25 protein-coding genes and 1 pseudogene are annotated in these 21,670 nt (G+C 62.2%); 5 read left to right on the top strand and 21 right to left on the bottom strand.

Annotated elements, in window-relative coordinates:
- Nucleotides 1-4: 4 nt before the first annotated feature.
- Together ABM562_RS06545 and ABM562_RS06540 are read right to left on the bottom strand one after the other, a co-directional pair.
- The gene (locus ABM562_RS06545) at nucleotides 5-304 is read right to left on the bottom strand and encodes an addiction module antidote protein (protein ID WP_115088652.1); all 300 of its coding nucleotides are present in this window, start codon (nucleotides 302-304) and stop codon (nucleotides 5-7) included.
- A 1-nt stretch (nucleotide 305) separates the two neighbouring features.
- A pseudogene (locus ABM562_RS06540) lies at nucleotides 306-580 on the bottom strand (type II toxin-antitoxin system RelE/ParE family toxin).
- 425 nt (nucleotides 581-1,005) lie between these two features.
- Between ABM562_RS06540 and ABM562_RS06535 the strand changes: the two are divergent.
- Nucleotides 1,006-1,242 (top strand): hypothetical protein, encoded by a 237-nt coding sequence (locus tag ABM562_RS06535; RefSeq protein ID WP_115088653.1) that lies wholly within the window; start codon nucleotides 1,006-1,008, stop codon nucleotides 1,240-1,242.
- 181 nt (nucleotides 1,243-1,423) lie between these two features.
- Entirely contained in the window at nucleotides 1,424-1,675 is a 252-nt protein-coding gene (locus tag ABM562_RS06530; protein ID WP_115088654.1) for a DUF3077 domain-containing protein, read from the top strand.
- Here ABM562_RS06530 and phnE read toward each other — a convergent pair.
- From phnE to ABM562_RS06510, 4 genes are read right to left on the bottom strand one after another with little or no spacing between them, the layout of a single operon-like run.
- Nucleotides 1,650-2,417 (bottom strand): phosphonate ABC transporter, permease protein PhnE, encoded by a 768-nt coding sequence (gene phnE / locus ABM562_RS06525; protein WP_115088655.1) that lies wholly within the window; start codon nucleotides 2,415-2,417, stop codon nucleotides 1,650-1,652. The two genes, ABM562_RS06530 and phnE, sit on opposite strands and share 26 nt — an antisense overlap.
- A complete protein-coding gene (locus ABM562_RS06520; protein ID WP_115088656.1) occupies nucleotides 2,414-3,241 on the bottom strand; it encodes a PhnE/PtxC family ABC transporter permease in 828 nt (275 codons plus the stop codon). Before ABM562_RS06520 ends, phnE begins: the two co-directional genes overlap by 4 nt.
- Nucleotides 3,235-4,029 (bottom strand): phosphonate ABC transporter ATP-binding protein, encoded by a 795-nt coding sequence (locus ABM562_RS06515; RefSeq protein WP_115088657.1) that lies wholly within the window; start codon nucleotides 4,027-4,029, stop codon nucleotides 3,235-3,237. Before ABM562_RS06515 ends, ABM562_RS06520 begins: the two co-directional genes overlap by 7 nt.
- On the bottom strand, nucleotides 4,026-4,877 hold the full coding sequence (locus tag ABM562_RS06510) for a putative selenate ABC transporter substrate-binding protein (protein WP_460421209.1): 852 nt from the start codon (nucleotides 4,875-4,877) through the stop codon (nucleotides 4,026-4,028). Before ABM562_RS06510 ends, ABM562_RS06515 begins: the two co-directional genes overlap by 4 nt.
- Nucleotides 4,878-4,999: 122 nt before the next feature.
- Between ABM562_RS06510 and selD the strand changes: the two genes are divergently transcribed.
- Together selD and mnmH are read left to right on the top strand one after the other, a co-directional pair.
- Nucleotides 5,000-6,034: a selenide, water dikinase SelD gene (gene selD / locus ABM562_RS06505; RefSeq protein ID WP_115088659.1), complete on the top strand. Its 1,035-nt coding sequence runs from the start codon at nucleotides 5,000-5,002 to the stop codon at nucleotides 6,032-6,034.
- Nucleotides 6,034-7,137 (top strand): tRNA 2-selenouridine(34) synthase MnmH, encoded by a 1,104-nt coding sequence (gene mnmH, locus ABM562_RS06500; protein ID WP_460421207.1) that lies wholly within the window; start codon nucleotides 6,034-6,036, stop codon nucleotides 7,135-7,137. The genes selD and mnmH overlap by 1 nt, the downstream gene beginning before the upstream one ends.
- 2 nt (nucleotides 7,138-7,139) lie before the next feature.
- Here the strand turns inward: mnmH and ABM562_RS06495 are convergent, their stop codons facing one another.
- Nucleotides 7,140-7,523 (bottom strand): lysozyme inhibitor LprI family protein, encoded by a 384-nt coding sequence (locus ABM562_RS06495; protein ID WP_115088661.1) that lies wholly within the window; start codon nucleotides 7,521-7,523, stop codon nucleotides 7,140-7,142.
- Between the two features lie 88 nt (nucleotides 7,524-7,611).
- Nucleotides 7,612-8,535: a LysR family transcriptional regulator gene (locus ABM562_RS06490; protein WP_258578789.1), complete on the bottom strand. Its 924-nt coding sequence runs from the start codon at nucleotides 8,533-8,535 to the stop codon at nucleotides 7,612-7,614.
- An 89-nt stretch (nucleotides 8,536-8,624) separates the two neighbouring features.
- Here ABM562_RS06490 and ABM562_RS06485 point away from each other — a divergent pair, with 89 nt between their 5' ends.
- Complete coding sequence (locus ABM562_RS06485; protein ID WP_115088663.1) at nucleotides 8,625-9,107, top strand: DMT family transporter; 483 nt, start codon at nucleotides 8,625-8,627, stop codon at nucleotides 9,105-9,107.
- On the opposite strand, the gene ABM562_RS06480 is transcribed toward ABM562_RS06485, so the two are convergent.
- The 13 genes from ABM562_RS06480 to cyoB all read right to left on the bottom strand — a co-directional run bounded on the left by ABM562_RS06480 (nucleotide 9,104) and on the right by cyoB (nucleotide 21,667).
- Nucleotides 9,104-9,655 (bottom strand): hypothetical protein, encoded by a 552-nt coding sequence (locus tag ABM562_RS06480; protein WP_115088664.1) that lies wholly within the window; start codon nucleotides 9,653-9,655, stop codon nucleotides 9,104-9,106. The two genes, ABM562_RS06485 and ABM562_RS06480, sit on opposite strands and share 4 nt — an antisense overlap.
- Nucleotides 9,655-10,182: a hypothetical protein gene (locus ABM562_RS06475; RefSeq protein WP_148708573.1), complete on the bottom strand. Its 528-nt coding sequence runs from the start codon at nucleotides 10,180-10,182 to the stop codon at nucleotides 9,655-9,657. Before ABM562_RS06475 ends, ABM562_RS06480 begins: the two co-directional genes overlap by 1 nt.
- Before the next feature lie 69 nt (nucleotides 10,183-10,251).
- Entirely contained in the window at nucleotides 10,252-10,821 is a 570-nt protein-coding gene (locus tag ABM562_RS06470) for a GNAT family N-acetyltransferase (RefSeq protein WP_115088666.1), read from the bottom strand.
- 54 nt (nucleotides 10,822-10,875) lie between these two features.
- A complete protein-coding gene (locus ABM562_RS06465) occupies nucleotides 10,876-11,250 on the bottom strand; it encodes a YkgJ family cysteine cluster protein (RefSeq protein ID WP_038997055.1) in 375 nt (124 codons plus the stop codon).
- 251 nt (nucleotides 11,251-11,501) lie between these two features.
- Entirely contained in the window at nucleotides 11,502-12,722 is a 1,221-nt protein-coding gene (alaC, locus tag ABM562_RS06460) for an alanine transaminase (protein ID WP_115088667.1), read from the bottom strand.
- A gap of 113 nt (nucleotides 12,723-12,835) precedes the next feature.
- Nucleotides 12,836-13,966 carry a hypothetical protein gene (locus ABM562_RS06455; protein WP_460421202.1) on the bottom strand — a complete coding sequence of 377 codons (1,131 nt, stop codon included), beginning with the start codon at nucleotides 13,964-13,966 and terminating at the stop codon, nucleotides 12,836-12,838.
- Nucleotides 13,967-14,079: 113 nt separating this feature from the next.
- Nucleotides 14,080-15,840 carry an isocyanide synthase family protein gene (locus ABM562_RS06450; protein ID WP_134064247.1) on the bottom strand — a complete coding sequence of 587 codons (1,761 nt, stop codon included), beginning with the start codon at nucleotides 15,838-15,840 and terminating at the stop codon, nucleotides 14,080-14,082.
- A 27-nt stretch (nucleotides 15,841-15,867) separates the two neighbouring features.
- The gene (locus ABM562_RS06445; protein ID WP_325175827.1) at nucleotides 15,868-16,572 is read right to left on the bottom strand and encodes an HAD family hydrolase; all 705 of its coding nucleotides are present in this window, start codon (nucleotides 16,570-16,572) and stop codon (nucleotides 15,868-15,870) included.
- Complete coding sequence (locus tag ABM562_RS06440) at nucleotides 16,572-17,567, bottom strand: isocyanide synthase family protein (RefSeq protein ID WP_115088671.1); 996 nt, start codon at nucleotides 17,565-17,567, stop codon at nucleotides 16,572-16,574. The genes ABM562_RS06445 and ABM562_RS06440 overlap by 1 nt, the downstream gene beginning before the upstream one ends.
- Before the next feature lie 216 nt (nucleotides 17,568-17,783).
- A complete protein-coding gene (gene cyoE, locus ABM562_RS06435) occupies nucleotides 17,784-18,671 on the bottom strand; it encodes a heme o synthase (RefSeq protein ID WP_134064248.1) in 888 nt (295 codons plus the stop codon).
- 11 nt (nucleotides 18,672-18,682) lie between these two features.
- Complete coding sequence (gene cyoD, locus ABM562_RS06430) at nucleotides 18,683-19,015, bottom strand: cytochrome o ubiquinol oxidase subunit IV (protein WP_045188206.1); 333 nt, start codon at nucleotides 19,013-19,015, stop codon at nucleotides 18,683-18,685.
- Nucleotides 19,016-19,645 carry a cytochrome o ubiquinol oxidase subunit III gene (locus ABM562_RS06425; RefSeq protein WP_045188204.1) on the bottom strand — a complete coding sequence of 210 codons (630 nt, stop codon included), beginning with the start codon at nucleotides 19,643-19,645 and terminating at the stop codon, nucleotides 19,016-19,018. It lies immediately after the preceding gene.
- 3 nt (nucleotides 19,646-19,648) lie between these two features.
- The gene (cyoB, locus tag ABM562_RS06420) at nucleotides 19,649-21,667 is read right to left on the bottom strand and encodes a cytochrome o ubiquinol oxidase subunit I (protein ID WP_115088673.1); all 2,019 of its coding nucleotides are present in this window, start codon (nucleotides 21,665-21,667) and stop codon (nucleotides 19,649-19,651) included.
- Between the last annotated feature and the right edge of the window lie 3 nt (nucleotides 21,668-21,670).

Genomic DNA, 21,670 nt, shown 5'->3' with positions numbered 1-21,670 from the left:
CGACTCAGAGTCTCGACGAAGCATGAGGGTGGGCCAGAAGATCAATCCCTAGCGCCCGGATGACCTTCAGCACAGTGTCAAAACGAGGCTTCGCACCAGGGGTCAACGCCTTGTACAGGCTCTCGCGCCCCAATCCACTGGCAGTTGCGATCTGGCTCATGCCTCGAGCCTTGGCGATATAGCCGAGGGCGCGAATCAGTTCGTCATGATCACCATCCGCCAGCACTTGAGAGAGGTACTCGCTGATTGCCTCATCGCTATCGAGCAACGCGGCCATATCAAACGTAGTAAGTGACAAACTCATATCAAATTTCCTTGGCCAGCTTCCTGGCCAGTTGGATATCAACAGATTGCGATGACTTGTCACCACCTGCCAACAAAACAATGACTACACCGTCCCGAGCCGTGAAATACACCCGATAACCCGCCCCCACATCGATGCGCATCTCGGACACCTGACCACCGACGGACTTCACATCTCCCAGATTTCCCGCCGTGCAATTGCCACCCTTGCACGCATGTCGCGTACGGAAATCAACCAAGAGGTGAATCTGGGCGTCTGCAAAACACTGTATTTCAAGGCTCACACCAATGTATCCCATTGGATACAAGCAAGCAACCAGCAACCCACACCTATCATCGCCTGGCCAGAAATTTGGCCGGGTTATGCAGATGCCTGAAGATGGCAACAATGACACCGAGAGAAAGGTTGCTGGATACCGCTGTTTCGCTGTTTCGTGTAGTCCATTTCCCAAGCATAATCCCCAGGCACTTCAGTTGTTGCGCCTGCGTCGCTAGCTGCCTAGTCTTGGCCGGTCGTTGCCAAATCAACGACCGGTTTTGACAGACCGCTGTTGATACAGTCGCACTGCTCTATGGCAGCTGTGCGTGGGGCACATTCGTGTGCGCCGGTTCCTGTATCACCGGTCTGTCAACCCACGTACTGCTGCCACCCTCCTGTTTGACAGCGGGTTTGTGGCGGCTCGACCGATACAGGAGTTGACCATGCTGAAAATAGTCCCCGATCCCCCGCATCTCCCCACCGATTCCCCTCATTGCCTCGAAGACATCCTCGTACAGGCCGGCGAGCATCTGACCTGTGCCCTGGCTGTCAGCCAGCAAGCAGTGTTGTTACATCCCGATTTGCATGGACAGGCGCTGGTGCGTACTGCCCTGCACGAGATGGAAACAGCGCGCTGGCGGGTTGAGCAGGCGCTGGCCTGCGTTCAGATAGCCCACTGATAGCGAGCGCTTCGCGCTCGATCGCTGGCAAGGCCAGCTCCCACAGGGTTCAGCGAACACAGGTCCACTGTGTGTGGCAGCTTGATTAGGACAACTGCTTCACAGGTCCGGCGAACAGAGATCCACTGTGGGAGCCGGCCTTGCCGGCGATGGGCGGCAAGGCCGACCCGAGGATCACCCCATGAGCAATGAAACGATCGGCACAGCAAGCCTTACCAGGTTGTTCCACATCAACCCGGGCATCCCCTGCGAACAGGCACTGGAACACGCCTCGCTGATGCTCGGCTGTATCAACAAACTGACCGCGCTAGGCGCCACGGAAGAAGACCCCACCCTGGTCTGGGCCGCGCATCTGCTCGGCGAAATGGCCAAGGCGATTGTCGATGACGTGAGCCTGGGGTTACCGCTCAAACCCGCACAAAGCGCTGCCTGAGCACATCACTCAAGGCATCCACCAGCAACACCAGCACCAGCATGGCGATGATCACCGTGCTGGCCTGGGCTTCCTGGAACAGGCTCAGGGTGGTGTAGAGCATCTGCCCCAGGCCACCGGCACCAACAAAACCCAGCACGCTGGCCATGCGGATGTTGTTTTCCCAGCGGTACAGGCTGTAGGCCAGCAACTGCGGCCAGAGGTTGGGCAAGGTGCCGAAGCAGAACGCCGTGACCTGGCTGCCGCCTTGCAGGCGAATGGCCGCAGCCGGTTCTGGCGGGGCGTTTTCCAGGGCTTCGGCGAACAGGCGGCCGAGTACGCCTGAGGTATGCAAGGCCAAGGCCAGCGTGCCGGCATTGGGCCCAAGGCCCGCGGCCAGGACGGTCAAGGCCGCCCACACCAGCTCCGGAATCGCGCGCAATGCGTTGAGCAGCAGGCGCGCAACGCCTTGCAACGGCCAGCCAAAACGCCCGGCAGCCGGCAAGGCCAGCAACAGGCCGAGCACCACCGCAAGCAAGGTACCCAGCCCTGACATGGCCAGGGTTTCCAGTGCGCCTTTGCCAACCGCCCGCAGGTGATCGGGGCTCAGGTCGGGGCTGAGGAATCGCAGCGCGTAAGCGCCCATCTGCCCTAACCCGCCATCGCCAAACAGCGCCTGCAGATCAAGGCTCAAATAAGCGAACGAAGCGGCCACCGCCGCCAACAGCACCAGCACCAGCGCCGTGTTGATCAACGCTCTCATGCCAGCCTCCCGCGCAGCAGGCGACTGAGCTGGTCGGCCAGCCATACCAGCAGCAGAAACGTCAGCAGCATGCTCGCCACCTCGGCGCCGGCGAACATGCGCATGGACAGGTCGATCTGCTGGCCCAACCCGCCCGCGCCGACAAAGCCCATCACCACCGAGGCACGGATCGCACATTCCCAGCGGTACACCGTGTAGGACACCAGCTCCGCCGCCGCTGCGGGCAGGACGCCGTAAAAAAACGCGCTCAAGCGGCTGCTGCCGGCATGCAACAAGGCATGGGCCGGGCGCTGGTCGACCGATTCGAAGATCTCCGCGTAGACCTTGCCAAGCATGCCGCTGTAGGTAATGGCGATGGCCAGCACCCCGGCGGTCGGGCCCAGGCCGACCGCGCGGACGAACAACAGTGCCCAGACGATCTCCGGCACGCTTCGCAGGAAGATCAACAGGCCGCGCACCGGCAGGCGCAGGGTGCGCGACCAGAAGCCCAGGCGACCGCCACGGGAAGCGGCGCGCAACGACAGCGCCCGGCTGGCCAGCAGGCTGGCCGGGATCGCCAGCAGCAAGGCTAGGGTCATGCCGGCGGTAGCCACTGCCAGGGTCTGCAAAGTGGCATCCCAAAGCAGCCGCAGGAAATCAGGCTCATGGGCCGGCGGCCAGAAGGCGCTGACAAAATTGCCCATCTCGCGGCGGTTATCGGCCTGCAGCAACACCCCGGGGTTCAGCTCACTGAGGCGGATGCCCGGCCACAACAGGGCAATCGCCAACAGCGCCAGCAACAACCTGGGCAGTGCCGCCGGGTCGCGGCTATCGGCCTTCAGCATCGGGGAATCTGCAGGCTCAAAGCCGGCAGCGGTAACGGCGGCGACACCAACTGTTCGTTGGCATACAGCGCATCGAGCATCTCGCTGGAGACCTCGCTCGCCGGGCGATCAAAGACGATACGCCCTTCGCGAATACCGATTACCCGTGGAAAATGCGCCAGCGCCAGCTCTACCGCATGCAGGCTGGCGATCAGGGTCACGCCGCGCTCGCTGGCATGCTGGTTGAGGGTTTTCAGGCTGTGTTCGGCCAGCACCGGATCCATGGCCGATACCGGCTCGTCGGCCAGCAGTATCTCTGGTTGCTGGTACAGCGCCCGGGCAATGCCGACCCGTTGCAACTGGCCGCCGGACAATTGCCCGCACTGAACAAAAATCTTCTCGGCCATGCCCAGGTCAGTCAGCACTTCGCGCACACCCGGAACATCCGCCGGATGCAGCAGGTTGAGTAGCCCGCGCAAGGTGCTCCACTGCCCCAGGCGCCCCGCCAGCACCGCCGTCACTACTCGCTGGCGCGGTGGCAACGGCGGTGCTTGATGGATCAGGGCGATCCGCGCGCGCAGGCGCTGGCGCGCACCCGCGGACAACCGCCAGGGCGCCATATCGAGCAGTTCGACGGTGCCGGTACTGGGCTCGATGGCCGTGCCCAGCAACTGCAGCAGGCTCGACTTGCCCGCCCCCGACGGACCGATGATTGCCACCCGCTCGCCGCCAGCAATCTGCAAGTCGATCCCGTGCAGCGCCTGAACCTGGCCGTGGCGCAAGCTGGCATCGCTCAAGCGCAGGGTCATTTCAGCAGTTCGGCGGCGCGAGCAGCCTCTTCGATACCCTTGTAGTTGTCCGGGCTGGTTTCGATAAAGCGGCTGGCGGCCTGCAGGTCGAGGATAGCCTTGTCGCCAGGCTTGGCCGGATCAAGATCGAGGAACGCTTGCTTGATCTTGTCTTTCAGCGCCGGGTCGAGGCTGCCACGCACGGTCCAGTTATAGTCGTAGTAGCTTGGGGTGGTGGCGAACACCTTGACCTTGCTGGTATCGACCTTGCCCGACGCCACCAGCTTTTCCCAGACGCTGGCGTTAAGCACCCCGCCATCGGCCTTACCGGCCTGTACCCAGGCCGCAGTGGCATCGTGGGCACCGGAATAGGCGACGCGGCTGAAATAGGTTTCAGGCTTGATGCCATCCTTGAGCATGAAGTAGCGCGGCATCAGGCTGCCCGAGGTGGACGAAATGGAACCGAAGGCAAAGGTCTTGCCCTTGAGGTCGGCCAGGCTTTTCACATTTGGGTTAGCGGTGATGAATTTGCTGGTGAACTTGGCGTCCTGTTCACGCTGCACCAAAGGTGTGGCTGTCGGATCCTTAAGGTGCACCTGTACGAAAGTGAAACCGCCCAGCCAGGCCATATCCAGCTTGTTGGCGACCAGCGACTCGACCACTGCCGGGTAATCTGCCACCGGCACGAACTCGACCTTCATGCCCAGCTTCTGCTCCAGGTATTCGCCCAATGGCTTGAACTTGCGTAGCAGTTCGGTGGGCGCTTCGTCAGGGATGGCACTGACTCGCAGCGTGTCGGCCGCCTGGGCCAGGTAGGACGAGCAAGACAACACCAGGCCGGCAAACAGCGCCAGGGGACGTTTGAGCATGGGGATTCTCCGGTTCAATAGCGGGGAAAGGGCCGGCATGGGCCACCCCGGAAATTATAAGAGGCATCGGCGCAAAGGCCAGCTTTGCTACACTCGGGCGTTCACGACAAGTCGAGGTGCCTATGAACGAGCCGATCCGCCTGACCCAGTACAGCCACGGCGCCGGCTGTGGCTGCAAGATCTCCCCGAAGATGCTCGAGGTGATTCTCGCCGAAAGCGGCACCCAGGCGCTGGACCCGAAACTCTGGGTCGGCAACGCCTCGCGCGATGACGCGGCCGTCTACGCCCTTGATGACGAACGCGGCGTGGTGTCGACCACCGACTTCTTCATGCCCATCGTCGACGACCCGTACGACTTCGGCCGCATCGCCGCCACCAACGCCATCAGCGACATCTACGCCATGGGCGGCGACCCGCTGATGGCCATCGCCATTCTCGGCTGGCCAGTCAACGTGCTGGCCCCGGAAGTGGCCCGTGAAGTGATCCGTGGTGGCCGCGCGGTATGCGCCGAAGCGGGCATTCCCTTGGCCGGTGGGCACTCCATCGATGCCCCCGAGCCGATCTTCGGCCTGGCCGTGACCGGCGTGGTGCAAAAACGCCACATGAAACGCAACGACACCGCTAGCGTCGGCTGCCGCCTGTACCTGACCAAACCGCTGGGCATCGGCATCCTTACCACCGCCGAGAAAAAGGCCAAGCTGCGCGACCAGGACAAGGGCCTGGCCCGCGACTGGATGTGCACTTTGAACACCCCGGGCAGCCGCTTCGGCAAGCTGGCCGGGGTCAAGGCCATGACCGACGTCACCGGCTTCGGCCTGCTTGGCCACCTGGTGGAACTGGCCGACGGCAGCGGCCTGAGCGCACGCCTGAACTACAGCGCGGTGCCCCGCCTGCCGAGCGTCGAGCACTACCTGGCCGAAGGCTGCGTGCCCGGCGGTACCCTGCGCAACTTCGACAGCTATGGCGAGAAAATCGCCCCATTGAGCGACGAGCAGAAGCACCTGCTGTGCGACCCGCAAACCAGCGGCGGCCTGCTGGTGGCGGTGGCGCCAGAAGGGGAAGCGGAGTTTCTCGCCGTTGCGGGCGAGCTGGGCCTGAACCTGGCGCCAATCGGCGAGCTGGTCGAGCGACAGAGCCATGCGGTTGAGGTGCTTTGATGCGTGACAACTGCACCGACTACCGCCAGCTGTTTCTCAACGATGTAGCCATGATGGACATGCGCGCCCCGGTGGAATTCACCAAGGGCGCCTTTCCCGAAGCTATCAACCTGCCGCTGATGAACGACCTTGAACGGCAGAAGGTCGGCACCTGCTACAAGCAGCACGGCCAGGAGGCCGCCATCGCCCTCGGCCATCAACTGGTCAGTGGCCCGCTCAAGGATCAACGCATTGCCGCCTGGGCCGCCTTTGCCCGAGCCAACCCCGAGGGTTACCTCTACTGTTTTCGCGGCGGCCTGCGCTCGCAGATCGCCCAGCAGTGGCTCAAGACCGACGCCGGCATTCACTATCCCAAGGTGGTCGGTGGCTACAAAGCCATGCGTAATTTCCTGCTCCATACCACCCAGCAAGCGGTGGCCGACTGTGACTTCGTGCTGATCGGCGGCCTCACCGGCACCGGCAAGACCGAAGTGCTGCAACGGCTGGATAACGCTGTTGACCTCGAAGGTCACGCCAATCACCGCGGCTCCAGCTTCGGCAAACGCGCCACCGGCCAGCCGGCGCAGATCGACTTCGAGAACCAGTTGGCCATCGATGTGCTGAAAAAACGCGCCCGCGGCGTCGAGCAGTTCGTGCTCGAAGACGAGGGCCGCATCGTCGGCAGCTGCACGCTGCCGCTGGAGCTGTACCAGGGCATGCAGCACTACCCGCTGGTGTGGCTGGAAGACAGCTTTGATAACCGCGTCGAGCGGATTCTGCGCGATTACGTGATCGACCTCAGTGCCGAGTTCGTTGCCCTGCACGGTGATGAAGAGGGTTTGCGACTGTTTGCCGAACGCCTGACCCAGAGCATGGCCAACATTCTCAAGCGCCTCGGCGGCGAGCGCTACCAGCGGCTGTCGGCGTTGCTCGAGCAAGCGCTGCAAGAGCAACTGCGCAGTGGCGCAGTAGACTTGCACCGCGCCTGGATCAGCGGCCTGCTCAACGAGTACTACGACCCGATGTACGCCTACCAGCGCCAGAGCAAGGCCGAGCGAATCGAGTTCGCCGGTGACCAGCGCGAAGTGCGCGAATACCTGCGCGCTCGCGCCAGCCGACGCTGACCTTACGGCTGCAGCAGGGCCTGCAGCTCGTCGGCGCGGTCGCGGGTGCTGCTGAGGATGCACCCGGCGCCATTGAGCTGATCGACGGTGCCGCCGGTGAGGCTGTAATACAGGTTGCAGTTGGCGTCGCGATACTTGATCCAGGCCCGTTGGGCTTCACGCAGTTGGGTTTGCTGAGGCCCTTCGAGGCCGGTCATGGCCTTTTTGTAGGCGCTGTTCAAGCGGCTATCCTGGCGCTTGATCTCGGCGCCGTTGCAGTTGTTCATGGCCAGCGTTGATTCGGCGGTTTTCATGCAGGCGCTGTAGGCCGGGGAGTACTCGTCCTGGGCCTGGGCTATTGAGGAACAACAGACCCATAGGCCGATAAGCAAAAATGGACGTTTCATGCTGCGGACTCCGTCTTGGGTAGGAGCGGGCTTGCCCCGCGATCAGGCCGGCCCAGACACTACATCGACATCGCTTGAATTACGAGCGCTACGCGTTCGATCGCGGGGCCGCTCCTGCGCACACCTGCATCACCTTCTCGCGCAACCAGCGATGCCCCGCCTCTCCTTCCCGGCGTTGATGCCATGCTTGCTGAAAGGCAAACGGCCTGATCGCCAGCGGCGGCTGGAACCTGCGCAAGCGCGAATCCAGCTTGCCGCTGTCCAGGCTGCGCCGGGCCACCGTGAGGATCAGGTCGGTGCCGGCAATCACTTCCTGGGCCGCAGCCCAATGGGGCAAGGCCAGCGCCACCCGGCGCTGGGCGCCGATACCCTGGAGCGCCAGGTCGATTTCGTTATCGACGCCGGGGCGCACCGCCACCAGCACATGCGGCCGCACCAGCCACTCGTCCAGGCTCAGACCACCACGCGTAGGCAAATGACTGCGATCGGCAATACAGGTGAAGGTCTCATCGAACAGCGTCTGCGCCCGCAGTTCCGTCGCCAGCTCAGGAAAGACCGCCAGGGCCAGATCGGCCTCACCATCGAACAGCTGGCCGAGCATGGCCTCACGGCTGCCCTGGGAGACAATCAGGTCGATCCCCGGCGCCTCATTACGCAGGAGCCGCATCAGCCCCGGCAATACGACCCGGGCGCCGTAATCCGACATTGCCAGACGAAAACTGCGCTGCGCCCGCTGCGGGTCGAAACCGGGGCTACCGAGCAGGCCATCCAGTTGCTCCAACGCCTGCTGCAAGGGCTCGACCAGCGCCTGAGCCCGCGCCGTGACCTGCAAGCGCCCCCCTCGGCGCACCAGCAGCGGATCACCGAAAAGTTCGCGCAGTTGCGCCAGGGCATGGCTGACCGCCGGCTGGCTGCGGTGCAGGCGCAAGGCGGCACGCGATACATGTTGCTCGGCCAGCAGGGCATGCAGGGTCAACAGCAGGTTGAGGTCGATTCGGCGCAAATCATCCATCCGGCGAATAACTCCTGTGCAGCATTCGAATTTCCATTATTGGGGTGGATAACCAAGACTTTGGCAAGTCACTTTTGAGGAGTCCTGCCATGAACCTGCCCGCCATTACCGCCACCTTGCTGCCGCTGGCCATCGCCCTGCTGGCCGGCGCCGCCGTGCCCTTCCAGGCTGGCAGCAACGCCGCGCTGGGGCGCTTGCTCGGGCATCCGTTGTGGGCGTCGTTGGTGTCGCTGGCGGTGAGTGTGCTGATGGTGATTCCGGCGTTACTGGTGCTGCGGGCGCCGCTGCCGCAACTCAATGCGTTGGTTCAAGCCCCTTGGTGGGCCTGGTTGGGAGGCGTGGCCGGCGTCGCCTACATCACCGCCGCGCTGGTGCTGACACCACGCCTGGGCGCTGCTGGGTTCATCGTCTGCGTCATTGCCGGCCAGGTGCTGTCGTCATTGATCATCGACCAATGGGGCCTGATGGGCTTGCCCGAACGCCCGGTCAACGGCCTGCGTCTGGCCGGCGTCGGGCTGATCGTGGTCGGCATGCTGGTGGTGCAGTGGGGGACGTCGACGTCAGCCCGCTAGATAGCGTCCTTGTCGATCTGGATCGGCGGCGGTGGCTCGATCACTTTCTTTAGCTGGAAGTGCAGGCTAGGGGTCTGGATCGCGTAGACGATGGTAATGTTGAGCACGATTGCCAGGCCGCCATCAAGCCAGTGCCACCCGGGCATCTGTGCGCCTTTGAGTACCTGCCGACACCACCAGGCCTGAGCGGCACAGAAGAAGCTGATCGAGGCCAGCCAGAGGTAGTAACCAGGCCCAAAGCCGGTGACATCCAGGAAGTCGTAGCTCTGGTTGTTCGGCAGCCGCTCGACGAGCAGCGAGCTGAGCGCCAGGTACAAGGCGCCAAGCCCCAGTACCAGCGAAAGCCAGCGCCAGCGCCGATGAGTGATGATCGCCAGGCCCAGCAGCGGGTTGGCGAACCAGCTGAAAACCTGCATGACAATGCCCCAAGGCCCGTAAAGCATCGCCTGCAAGGCATGCAGCCGACTATCGCCAGACAGATAGATGGCATCGAAACACAGGCTCAGCAAGTACAACGCCAGGGTGATTGCAACGTAGAACCGGGCCATCAGTTGCCTCCACACTCAATGCACGACGTTTGCTCGGGTACCGAACGAAACGGCACTTTACTCCAGGGCGTGAAGGCCAGTGGCACGGTCACCACAATCCCGGCGATCAGCACCCAGGCCGGCCAGCCCAGCAGCGGTACCCTGCTGCTGCCCGCAGGTTCATGCCGGTAGCGCCACTGGCCGAGGATGAACACCAGCATCGCCAGCAACCACACGTAGTAACCAGGCAGTAGCCCCGGCCCGTTGGGCGAATCAGGCACCGGGGTCCAGTCGAGCCAGCCCAGCGGTATCATCAGGCCACTCAGCAACAGCGCGGAGCAGCCCAGGTACAGGGCTACCCGCGGTTGTTTGCGGTGCATCACCAGGGCGGCGAAATACAGCGGGTTGGCAAACCAGAAGGACCCATTCAACACCCCGAGGGCCAGGGCGTGCATGCCGCGCATCACATCGTGTTCACGGGCGCAGGCCTGGAGGAACAGGCAGGTGAGGTAGCATCCCAGGCTTAAGGTCAGATAGTTCAGCGGCACCAGTAAATCCATTTGGCTGGTCAAAGAGCGCGCGACAATAGCGCAGACGGCGCTGCCGCGCTTGATTATTCAACCTTCCAGCGGCGCCTGATCGAGCAGCAACCCGTACAGCCCCGAGTCCGACAGCTCACCGGCCACGCACCAGCGCTGGCGCAGCAGCCCTTCAAGCACAAAGCCCTGGCGCTCCAGGGTGCGTGCCGAGCCGTGGTTACGCGGGTCGATCTCGGCCTCCAGGCGCCGCAGGTGCAGGCCGTGAGCGAGGTAGTCGATGAAACAGGTCAGCGCCTCGTCCATGAAGCCGCGGCCTTGCGCAGTGCTGGCCAGGCAATAGCCGATTTCACCACGGCGCGAGGTGGGATCGAGGTTGAACAGCTGGGTCATGCCGATCAGTTCGCCGTTGTCACGTCGATAGATGCCCAGCTTGAGCATCTGGCCGGCGGCACAGGCGTTGCGGTCTTCGGCCAGTGCGGCCTGAGCCTCTGCCAGCGCTTGCCAGGGGCCGTGGTTCCAGTAACGCATGACCTGCGGGTCGGCCATGATGGCAAACCACGCTTCGGCATCCTCGGGCACCATCGGGCGCAGCTGCAAGCGCGGGCTTTCGAGGCACAGGTCAGCGGGAAAACTGTACATGCGGGTCACGCGGGACCTCCTGTCCGATCCATGAACCGCCCAGTGTAACCTTCAAGCCGCGCCTCAGGCGACCTCCGCGCCCTCGTCCGGCCAGATCGGCTCGTTGGCCTCTAGCGGGGGCAGGCCATAGGCGGCACGGGCCGCATCGCAGCTGGGGTTGGCTTCGCCATTGACCCAGGCCGCATCGAACTCGCGGCACGGGGTTGAGCGCTGTTCATACAAGGTGCAGCTCACACCTTTGCCAATCTCGCCTTCGAGCCCGATGCAGCGACAGGGCTTGCTGTCGGTACCGATCATCGCAACGCGGCTGGGGCTGATCTGGACCACCAGATCGTCGGGCACGACACCGCCCGCCGACGTGCACTCACCCCAGAAGAAAGACACACGGAAATACCCGCAGCAGGCGCCGCAGTTCAAACAAGGATTATGTTCGGACATGATGAGAAGGGGGGGAGGTTGATTATCGTTATAGGGAGAAACCCGCCGCCATTCTATGCTTTGCCGGATGTTTGAGAAGGGGGGTAATGCAGAAATAAATCGCCGCTGACGGACGGTGGTGATGGCGCCCTGCCCAGCGTTGAATTTGCCCTATCGGGGCTGCTTTGCAGCCCTTTCGCCGGCAAGGCCGGCTCCCACACACTGCCCTTGTGGGAGCTGGCCTTGCCAACGATGGAGCGCAGATGCTCCCGTTACTTCTGGGCCGGCTTGCTGCCCACACCATCAGCCCTGAACATCTGACGGATGCCGCGCACCGCCTGACGAATGCGGTCCTGGTTTTCGATCAGGGCAAAGCGCACATGGTCATCGCCATAGTCACCAAAGCCGATGCCCGGCGACACGCAGACCTTGGCCTCGGCCAGCAGCTTCTTGGCAAACTCCAGCGAACCCAGGTGTGCATACTCTTCGGGGATCTTCGCCCAGACGTACATCGACGCCTTGGGGTTCTCGACCATCCAGCCCAGCTCGTGCAGGCCCTTGACCAGCACGTTGCGGCGCTGGCGGTACTGCTCGGCGATGTCGCGCACGCACTGCTGGTCACCTTCGAGCGCAGCAATGGCCGCCACCTGCAGCGGGGTGAAGGTGCCGTAGTCGTGGTAGCTCTTGATGCGGGCCAGGGCGCTGACCAGCTCGGGGTTGCCGACCATGAAGCCGATCCGCCAGCCGGCCATGTTGTAGCTCTTGGACAGGGTGAAGAACTCCACGGCAATGTCCTTGGCGCCGGGCACCTGCATGATCGACGGTGCCTTCCAGCCGTCGTAGACGATGTCGGCGTAGGCCAGGTCGTGGATCACCAGCACGTCGTACTGCTTGGCCAGGGCCACCACCCGCTCGAAGAAGTCCAGCTCGACGCACTGCGCGGTCGGGTTGGACGGGAAGCCGAGGATCATCATCTTCGGTTTCGGGATGGATTCGCGGATCGCCCGCTCCAGTTCGTTGAAGAAGTCCACACCCGGAATCAGCGGCACCGAACGCACCTGGGCACCGGCAATCACCGCACCGTAGATGTGAATCGGGTAGCTGGGGTTGGGCACCAGCACGGTGTCGCCATGGTCGAGGGTGGCGAGCATCAGGTGCGCCAGGCCTTCCTTGGAGCCGATGGTGACGATGGCTTCGCTTTCCGGGTCGATCTCGACCTCGTAGCGGTCTTTGTACCAGCGCGAAATCGCCCGGCGCAGGCGTGGGATGCCGCGGGAAGTCGAGTAGCCGTGGGTGTCTTCACGCTGGGCGACCTGCACCAGCTTCTCGACAATGTGCGGCGGCGTGGCGCCGTCGGGATTGCCCATACTCAGGTCGATGATGTCCTCGCCACGACGGCGTGCAGCCATCTTGAGCTCGGCGGTGATGTTGAACACGTAAGGGGGGAGACGATCAATGCGCGCAAAGCGGCGCGGCGAACCTTGGTCAGCCATGGCTTCCTCGAAGACGTAAGCGCCCGGAACCGTCCGAGCGACGTTGGCCACTGCGGTGGCCGAAGCTGAAGATAGGGCCTCGGCCACCGCGCTGTCCAGTATAAAAATCAGGGCTAGCGGATTTCCTTGTACGACGAGGCCTGCCAGGTTATCGGCGCTGCCAGTCCGGCCAGCGGCAGCAGGGTGCCACCCTTCACCGTAGAGAAGCCGGTGCCCTGGCTTCCCAGCGAAACGGCCCGCTCCCCCTGCTCCGCCTCGGTCAGCAGGGTGTAGGAATGCTTGCGCATCGCCTGGTACTTGCTGTCGTCTCGGGCAAGCACCTGGTGGTAGGCCTGCAGGTCACCCTCGCCGAGGTTGAGCATTTTTTGCAACTTCACTCCCCAGCGGGTCAGGCAGACTTCGGCAAAATGCCGCACGATCAGCCCAGGCTCGGCCAGAACCTTGCCACCGGAGGCGCCGTCGGCAGCCGCGTTACCCACCAGCGTGGCGTGGCGCCCCGGCACCGGGTAGATATGACAGAGGGTTGCAGCGTGCGTCTTGGGAATCACACAGGCAAAGCCCTTGGAGCGCTCGTCACGGGAATAGAAGCCGACGTATTGTTTGACGTTCTCGCCCAGCTGGACCCGATGCGCCTGGAAGTTCAGCAGCCCCGGCACCGGATCGACGGCGAAGATGTTCACCGGGATATGCTTCAAGGCGTTGTCTTTGAGCATGGCATTGGCCAGCATGTGACAGCTCACCCCACCGCGACTCCAACCGACCAGGTTGACCTGGGTCGGCAGCGCCCCGTCCTTCCTGAATATCTTGATGATCTGCTCCTGCAATTGCTGCGGGGTGACGACGCGCTCGCCATAGCTGTAAGTGCGCCACAACCATGAGCCGCTCACCTGCACGTCCTCTATGGGAATCCCGGCAGCCTTGAGCTGCTTGTATTCCTGCTCGCTGAGGGTTTTTCGCTGCCAGCTGAACTGGCCCTTGATGATATGCAGGGCATGGCTGACGTTCTCTTCCCAGCCCCTGCCGAACAGGGTCCCGGAGAGCCCGTAGGCCTTGGTCTGGATGAACAGCTCATCGGCCTGCAGGTTGCCACTGCCAGGGCCGTCGATGGCGACCCAATGGGCGAACTCCTTGCCCTGGTCGTTGGAGGCCAGGGTCGAAACCAGCTCGCCATTCCAGAAATTGGGGTTCTTGTCGTCAAAGCGGTGGGAACCGGTACCACAAAAGTAAACAGTCAAAATGCTCATGCCATGATCCTGTGGGGTTGAGGATCAGCACACGTTATTGCAGCCCTGGCGCCACCAGCAGGCGGAAAGACACCCTGACAACGGGCACGAAACCCGCTGCCAGGGCCAGCGCCTCAGTAGACCTGAACTCGCCAAAGCTCGCGCGAAGCCGAAGCCGGCGACATCGGCAAGCGGCCATGCAGGGTCTGGTAGTTGTCGATCAGCACCAAATCGCCTTCGGCCCACTCATGGGCGATCAGGCAATCCTCGTCGTAGGCCAGGGCATTGAGCTGTTCGAGCAGGGCCTGCTGGGCTTGCGCCTCGAAACCTTGCACTTCCTGGCTCAAGGTCTGCAGCGTCGAATCCGTGCCCTCCTGGTAGCGCAAGATGCGCTCACCGGTACGTGGGTGCAGGTCCACCAGGCTGTAGCTACGCGGCGAGCCACCGAAATAGGTCATCCGCGTGTAATAGGTGATGTCCACTGCCTGCCACTGCCGGGCGACCTGATTGCCTACCTTGCGCAGGGCATTGCGACTGTCGACGATGGTGGTCTGGCCCTCACCCGCTTGCGGCGGGGTCTTGCAATAGAGCATGAACTTGCTCGCGCAGAACTTCGGATCGCGTTGCACCTGGGCGTCACTGGACGGCAGCATGTTCAGGTCCCAATGCAGCGGGGTCTTTTCCAGCGAGTGCACCACGCCTTCGGGCTTGTCGGCCGGCTTGACCACATGCACCTTGCCGAACGCCCACTGGTAAATGGTGCCGAAGCGCTCGCAGTCGCGGGCGAAGCTGTCACGGTCATCGAAGCTGCAGCCGCGCAGGCAGACGAAACCGAAGGTTTCCACCAGTGCTTCGAGCAGTTGCGTTGAGAAACGCTCGAAGCCCAACCCTAGCGGGTCACGCACCAGCAGCCCGAACAGGGGGCGCTTCTGCAGTTCGAATTCGAATTCCTGCAGCGATTCACCCAGGGTTTCATGGTAAAGCCATGGCCGCCCCTGGTACTGCACCAGCACATGCTTGTCGATGTCCACCTCGGCACGGCCACGCAAGGTCTGGCTACCGTCGAGATGACGCACCGGTACCGCATGCCAGGGGCTGGAAACCCGCGACAGACCGTCGGCCAGGGCCAGGGTGAACTTCGGCCCGGCATTGTCGTACTGATGCACCGACAAGCGAATGTCTTCAGGGAAGAACCGATTGACCGCGGCATTCAGCGCCTGCCCGCGGAACATCATCTGATAGGCCTTGTAGCCGATCTGCAGCAGGTGCTCGTCTTCGCTCTGCCCCGCTTCACGGCACAGGCGCAGGTCGTTGTAGAGGTGGCTGCACAGCTTGTCGTGGGCGTGACTGAGCGTCTCGTCATGGCGGCTTTGTTCGATCAGCGCCTCGACGCTCTTCCACGGCAGGCGGGCCTGCTTGATCAGGGTCGCGCGCACGGCATCGGCGCTGCTGGCCTGGGGGAACAGGTCTTCCATGCTTACCCAGTTGATGGTGTGGGTGGTGCACAACTCGCGCAGTGCCTGGTTGTAGGTCCTGCGTACTTCGTCGGGTACGCCGACGATGTCGTTGAACGTCGTGCCGTCACTCAGGATCGACACCACGCAACCTGGCGCGTGCAGCGCCGCAATCTCCTGGCCCAGCTGGTCCAGGCGCTCGATGGCCATCGCCTCGCCGTAGTCCGGCAGCACACCGAACGTCTGGTCACGCGCGTTCGGCGATTTGCACGGGAAGCCCGGCAGCACCAGGCGTACCGGCGCCTGTTGATCGTAGAAGCAGGCAAGGCTGATGGCCAGGTTGGCCCGGCCCGCCGTTTCGAAGCGATCATCGCCGTCCTTGAGCAGATAACCTGCCAGCACGTCGCTGACCGCCTTGATCCAGGTGTCTTTGTGTTGCATGACCTTTCTTCCTTGAGAGGTGGTGTTTCAGCGCTGGCTGGCGAGGGTGCCAGCCATGCAAGAAGTGAGCGCCCCGTGCAGGGCATGCAGCAGCTCTGCCGGCTGTTCGCAGTAAAGATCCGCCGCCTGCGCCTGTAGCGCATAGACCCGACCATAGCCCCAGGTCACCGCAGCCGCGTGCATGCCGGCGGCCCGGGCGGTCATCAGGTCGATGACGGTGTCGCCGACGAACAGGCATCGGCACGGCTCGATCGCCAGGTAGCGGGCAGCCTCCAGGGCTGCGTCGGGTTGCGGCTTGAGCGGATGGCCGCGCCGCTGGCCAAGAACAATTTCGAAGGTGCCCGGGGGGAACAGCTGCCCGGCCACCTGCAGTGCCATGTCATGGGCCTTGTTGGTGACGATGGCCATCGGCAGTTGTAATTGGCGGCAACCCTCGAGCATCTCCAGTACACCGTCGAACGGCCGGGAGAACTGCACCAGGTGCTGCTGGTAACAGCCGATGTAGCGCTCATGCAGCGTCTTGTCGTCGCTAATGCCCAGGCGTGCGGCAACCCGCTCGAGCATCGCCCCGGTGCCGCCCCCCACATAGGCACTGATGGTCTCCAGCGGCAAGGGTGGGTAGCCCTGCTCCTGCAGCACCCGGTTCAGGCACCAGACGATGTCGGGCAAGGTATCGACCAGGGTGCCGTCGAGGTCGAAGATCACGGCTTCAGCCGCTAGCGGTCCAGGCATCATTGCGCACTGGCGTAGTGGCAAGGACGGCCTTGGCGGAACACCAGGCGGCTGTAGCGCTCGTCGATGTTGCTGCGCTTGTCGAGCATCACCACCCCGCGGCGCTTGATCGCCACCGAGTGCCAGGGCGTGCGCCACAGGTCGCTGGTGGGCACCAGGCGGATGCCGATTTTCGCCGACACCGCCAGTTGCGGGTGGATCGACAGGCGCAGGCACTGTGGATAACGCGCCTGCAGCAGTGCGCTCCAGGCTTCGCTGCGCTGGATTACCCGCTGGGATGCCGGCTTGGCGATCTTCTTCACGGCGTTGAGGCTCATGTCGGCGAATTCGGCAAGACCCGAATAGTCCTCGGACAAAAAGCGATGGATGCCGCAGTACATCAGCATCATGTGCGGCTCGTCCTGGAAACGCTGGCCCAGCGCGATCAGCGATTGACCGAATTCGATCATCAGCTCTTCGCGCATCGAGTCCAGGCAACCCAACTGCGGGTAGGCATCCTTGAGATCGAACAGGGCGAAGCTTCGCGGGTAGTGCTGTTCGGCGTAGCGCTGGATCTCGTCGGTGTAGGCCTTCACGTGTTCGTCGGGCACGCGCACCAGGTCGGAAAACACGTAGCCGTCGGAACAGATGTGAATCAAGGCGCCCGGCGCGTACAGGGCCTGAATTTCAGCGCACAGGTGCTGCAGCTCGTCGATGGCGTGGCGCTCGGCAAGGTCTGGCAGGTGGCTGAGGGTTTTTTGCCGGTTCGGCGACTTTCCCGGGAAGGCGGGCAGGACCATCTCGATGCGCAGGCCGGCTTCGATTGCCTTGAGGACTTTATCCAGATGCGGTTCGAGCACTTCGGCCGACAGCTCATCATCCTGCCCGGGCGCCAGGCTCCGACGGCGGAACAGGCAGTCGAGCACCTGCAAGGCAGTCTCGAGATGCGGGGAAGTATGGCGTTCGCGCAGCAGCGCGAGGCACGCCCGTTGGGTAACGGCGTTTGGCTCGATCATCGACAATCCCTTGTGTGGTGGATCACGGCCAGTATCCTCTGGCCATGCGCAGATACTCCTGATCTGCGCCGCGATAAAATCCGGCAAACGCCGGGTATTTGTCAACAGCAGTTTCGGTCGTTGTGGGAGCGGGCTTGCCCCGCGATAAGACCGCAGAGACAAAAAAAAACGCCCCAGGCTGTGAAGCCTGGGGCGTTTTCATTACACGCTGATGAATCAGTGCGCGTAAGTCAGCAGCAGCTCGGCCGGCACCTTGGTGTCCAGCGACATCATCACGCTCAGGGCAGTGATGGTGAAGATCGAGAACACGAACAGCTTGCGTGCCCACAGACGATCGTCCACCGCCTTGTAGCCGGTCCAGGCCATGTACAGCCAGTACATGCCCATGGCCGCAGCCACCGCCATGTAGCTCATGCCCGCGTAGCCACCCAGGGTCAACATCAGGGTCGCTACCAGGAACGCCACGATGTACCAGAGGATGTGCTTCTTGGCCACCAGGATCCCGCGTTTGACCGGCAGCACCGGAATCGATGCGGCCAAGTAGTCGTTGAAGCGGAAGATCGCAATGGCGTAGGAGTGCGGCATTTGCCACAGGCTGAACATCACCAGCAGGGTCAGTGCAGCCAGGTCGAAGCTGTTGCTCACCGCGCAGTAGCCGATCACCGGAGGCATGGCACCGGACAGGCTGCCCACCAGGGTGCCGTGCACCGATTTGCGCTTGAGGTACAGGCTGTAGAAACCGACATAGATGACAAAGCCGATCAGGCCGAACAACGCCGCCAGGGCATTGGCCTGCACATACAGCAGGCCAAGGCCGGCCACCCCGAGCAGGGTGGCGTAGGCCAGCGCGACTTTCAGCGAGATCTGGCCCTGGACCATCGCACGGTTCTTGGTGCGCTCCATCTTGATGTCGATGTCACGGTCGATGCAGTTGTTGAACACGCAACCGGACGCCACCACCAACGAAGTGCCAATCACCGTGGCCAGGAACAGCATGAAGTCGACATGCCCTTGCGCGGCAAGGAAGAAACCGCCTGCCACAGAAAGCACGTTACCGAAAATGATCCCCGGTTTGGTGATTTGGATAAAGTGCTTAACGGACATGTCGTCTTACCTCACTTCGCCATCATGCTGGTGTGGATGCTGAACATGATCCACAGCGACAGGCCGACCAACAGTGCAATGACCATCGCTGTAAACAGGAAGGTCGACACGTTGGAGCGCTGCTCGGCAGAACGGTCCATGTGCAGGAAGTACACCAGGTGTACCACCACCTGAATGACCGCCAGGGCCACCACGACCATGATCGTGATGTCTTTCGGCATGCTCGGGAACATCACCAGGCCGAACGGAATCGCAGTCAGGATCACCGACAGGATGAAGCCGATCACATACGACTTGACGCTACCGTGGTTGCCCTCGGCGTGGCTGTTATGTGCGTTAGCCATTTACAGAACCCCCAGCAGATACACGACGGTGAACACGCAGATCCAGACCACGTCCAGGAAGTGCCAGAACAGGCTCAGGCAGCTCATGCGGGTCTTGGCGGTACCGGTGATACCGTGCTTGTTGATCTGGTACATCATGACCGCCATCCAGATCAGACCTGCGGTCACGTGCAGACCGTGGGTACCAACCAGCGCGAAGAACGCCGACAGGAAGCCACTGCGCTGCGGGCCGAAGCCTTCGGCGATCAGGTGATGGAACTCATAGATTTCCATCGCGATGAAGCCGGCACCAAACAGGAAGGTGACAGCCAGCCAGCCCAGCACGCCGCCCTTGTTGCCTTTGAACATCTGCAACATGGCGAAGCCGAAGGTGATACTGGAGAACAACAGCAGTGCGGTTTCAACCGCGACAAAGTCCAGCTGGAAAATGTCATGACCCGACGGGCCGCCGGCAAAACTGCCGGACAGCACCGCGTAGGTGGCGAAGAGCGACGCAAACAGGATGCAGTCGGTCATCAGGTACAGCCAGAAACCGAAGACGGTCATCTGGCCCGAGTCGTGGTGGTGATCGTCATGCCCATGGTCGTGACCATGAGCATGCGTGTCTGCATTGATTACATGACTGGACATTGATTAAACCCGTTCAAACGATTTGACACGTGCGCCATCCGGCGAACCGGTAGCCAGGCCCAGGGCCTTCATGCGCTCGCCTTCGATACGCGCCACTTCCTCTGCAGGAACCATGTAGCCCTGGTCGTCACGCGCAGCGTGAGCAACGAAGACAGCGATGGTGCCGACCAGGCTGGCAGCAACCAACCACCAGATGTGCCAGATGAAGGCGAAACCGAATACGGTGAGCAACGCACCCATGAACACACCGGTAGAGGTGTTGTTCGGCATGTGGATCGCTTCGTACTTGGCTGGAACCTTGTAAGCCTTACCGGCTTGCTTGGTTTCGTGCCATGCATCCAGATCGACGTTCTCAGGCATGCTGGCGAAGTTGTAGAACGGCGGTGGCGACGAAGTCGACCATTCCAGGGTACGGCCGCCCCATGGGTCGCCGGTCACGTCCATGTTGTCCTTGCGGTCGCGGATCGAAACGTACAGCTGGATCAGCTGGCAAGCGATACCGAACAGGATCAGCACGGCGCCGAACACGGCTACGTACAGGTAGGGTTCCCACAGTGGGTTGTCGGAGTGGTTCAGACGACGGGTCATACCCATGAAGCCCAGTGCGTACAGTGGCATGAAGGCCACGTAGAAACCGGAGATCCAGAACCAGAAGGCAGCTTTGCCCCACTTCTCGTTCAGGGTGAAACCGAAGGCTTTCGGGAACCAGAAGGCGAAGCCGGCAATGTAGCCGAATACCGCACCACCGATGATCACGTTGTGGAAGTGGGCGATTACGAACAGGCTGTTGTGCAGAACGAAGTCAGCACCTGGAACAGCCAGCAGTACGCCGGTCATACCACCGATCGAGAAGGTAACCATGAAGCCCAGGGTCCACAGCACCGGCGCGGTGAAGCGCAGACGGCCCTGGTAGATCGTGAACAGCCAGTTGAACAGCTTCACCCCGGTCGGAATCGAGATCAGCATGGTCGCCAGACCGAAGAAGGTGTTGACGCTGGCGCCCGAACCCATGGTGAAGAAGTGGTGCAGCCATACCGCAAAGCCCAGTACCGCGATCGCGCCCGAAGCGTAGATCATCGACTTGTGGCCGAACAGGCGTTTGCCGGCGAAGGTCGAGGTGACTTCCGAGAACACACCGAAGGCCGGCAGGATCAGGATGTAAACCTCAGGGTGACCCCAGGCCCAGAACAGGTTGACGTACATCATCGGATTGCCACCAAGTTCGTTGGTGAAAATGTGGAAATCCATGTAACGGTCAAGCGTCAGCAGAGCCAGTGCAGCGGTCAGGATCGGGAACGAAGCGACGATCAGAACGTTGGCCCAGGTGCAGGTCCAGGTGAAGATCGGCATGTCCATCAGCTTCATGCCAGGCGCGCGCATTTTCAGCACGGTGGCGAGGAAGTTGACACCCGTTAGCGTCGTACCGAGGCCCGATAGCTGTAGCGCCCAGATGTAGTAGTCGACACCCACGCCAGGACTGTACTGGATACCCGCCAACGGTGGATAAGCGACCCAGCCGGTCTTGGCGAATTCACCGACGCCCAGGGAGACGTTGACCAGCACGACGCCGGACACCAGCAGCCAGAAGCTCAGGGAGTTCAGGAACGGGAAGGCAACGTCACGCGCACCGATCTGCAGAGGCAGGGCCAGGTTCATCAGGCCGGTGAAGAATGGCATTGCCATGAAGATGATCATGATCACACCGTGGGCGGTGAAGATCTGGTCATAGTGTTCGGGAGGCAGGTAGCCCTCGGAGCCGCCGGTGGCCATGGCCAGCTGCGTGCGCATCATGATGGCGTCGGCAAAGCCGCGCAGCAGCATGATCATCGCGACGATGATGTACATCACCCCGATCTTCTTGTGGTCGACCGAAGTCAGCCACTCGGACCACAGGTAGGTCCATTTTTTGAAATAGGTGATTGCACCGATCAACGCGAGACCGCCGAGCGCAATCATGGCAATGGTCACCATGACTATCGGCTCGTGATACGGAATCGCATCCAGACTTAGTTTACCGAACATCTC

Source organism: Pseudomonas sp. ZL2 (assembly GCF_054788455.1).
This window is presented reverse-complemented; position numbering and strand designations above follow the sequence as displayed.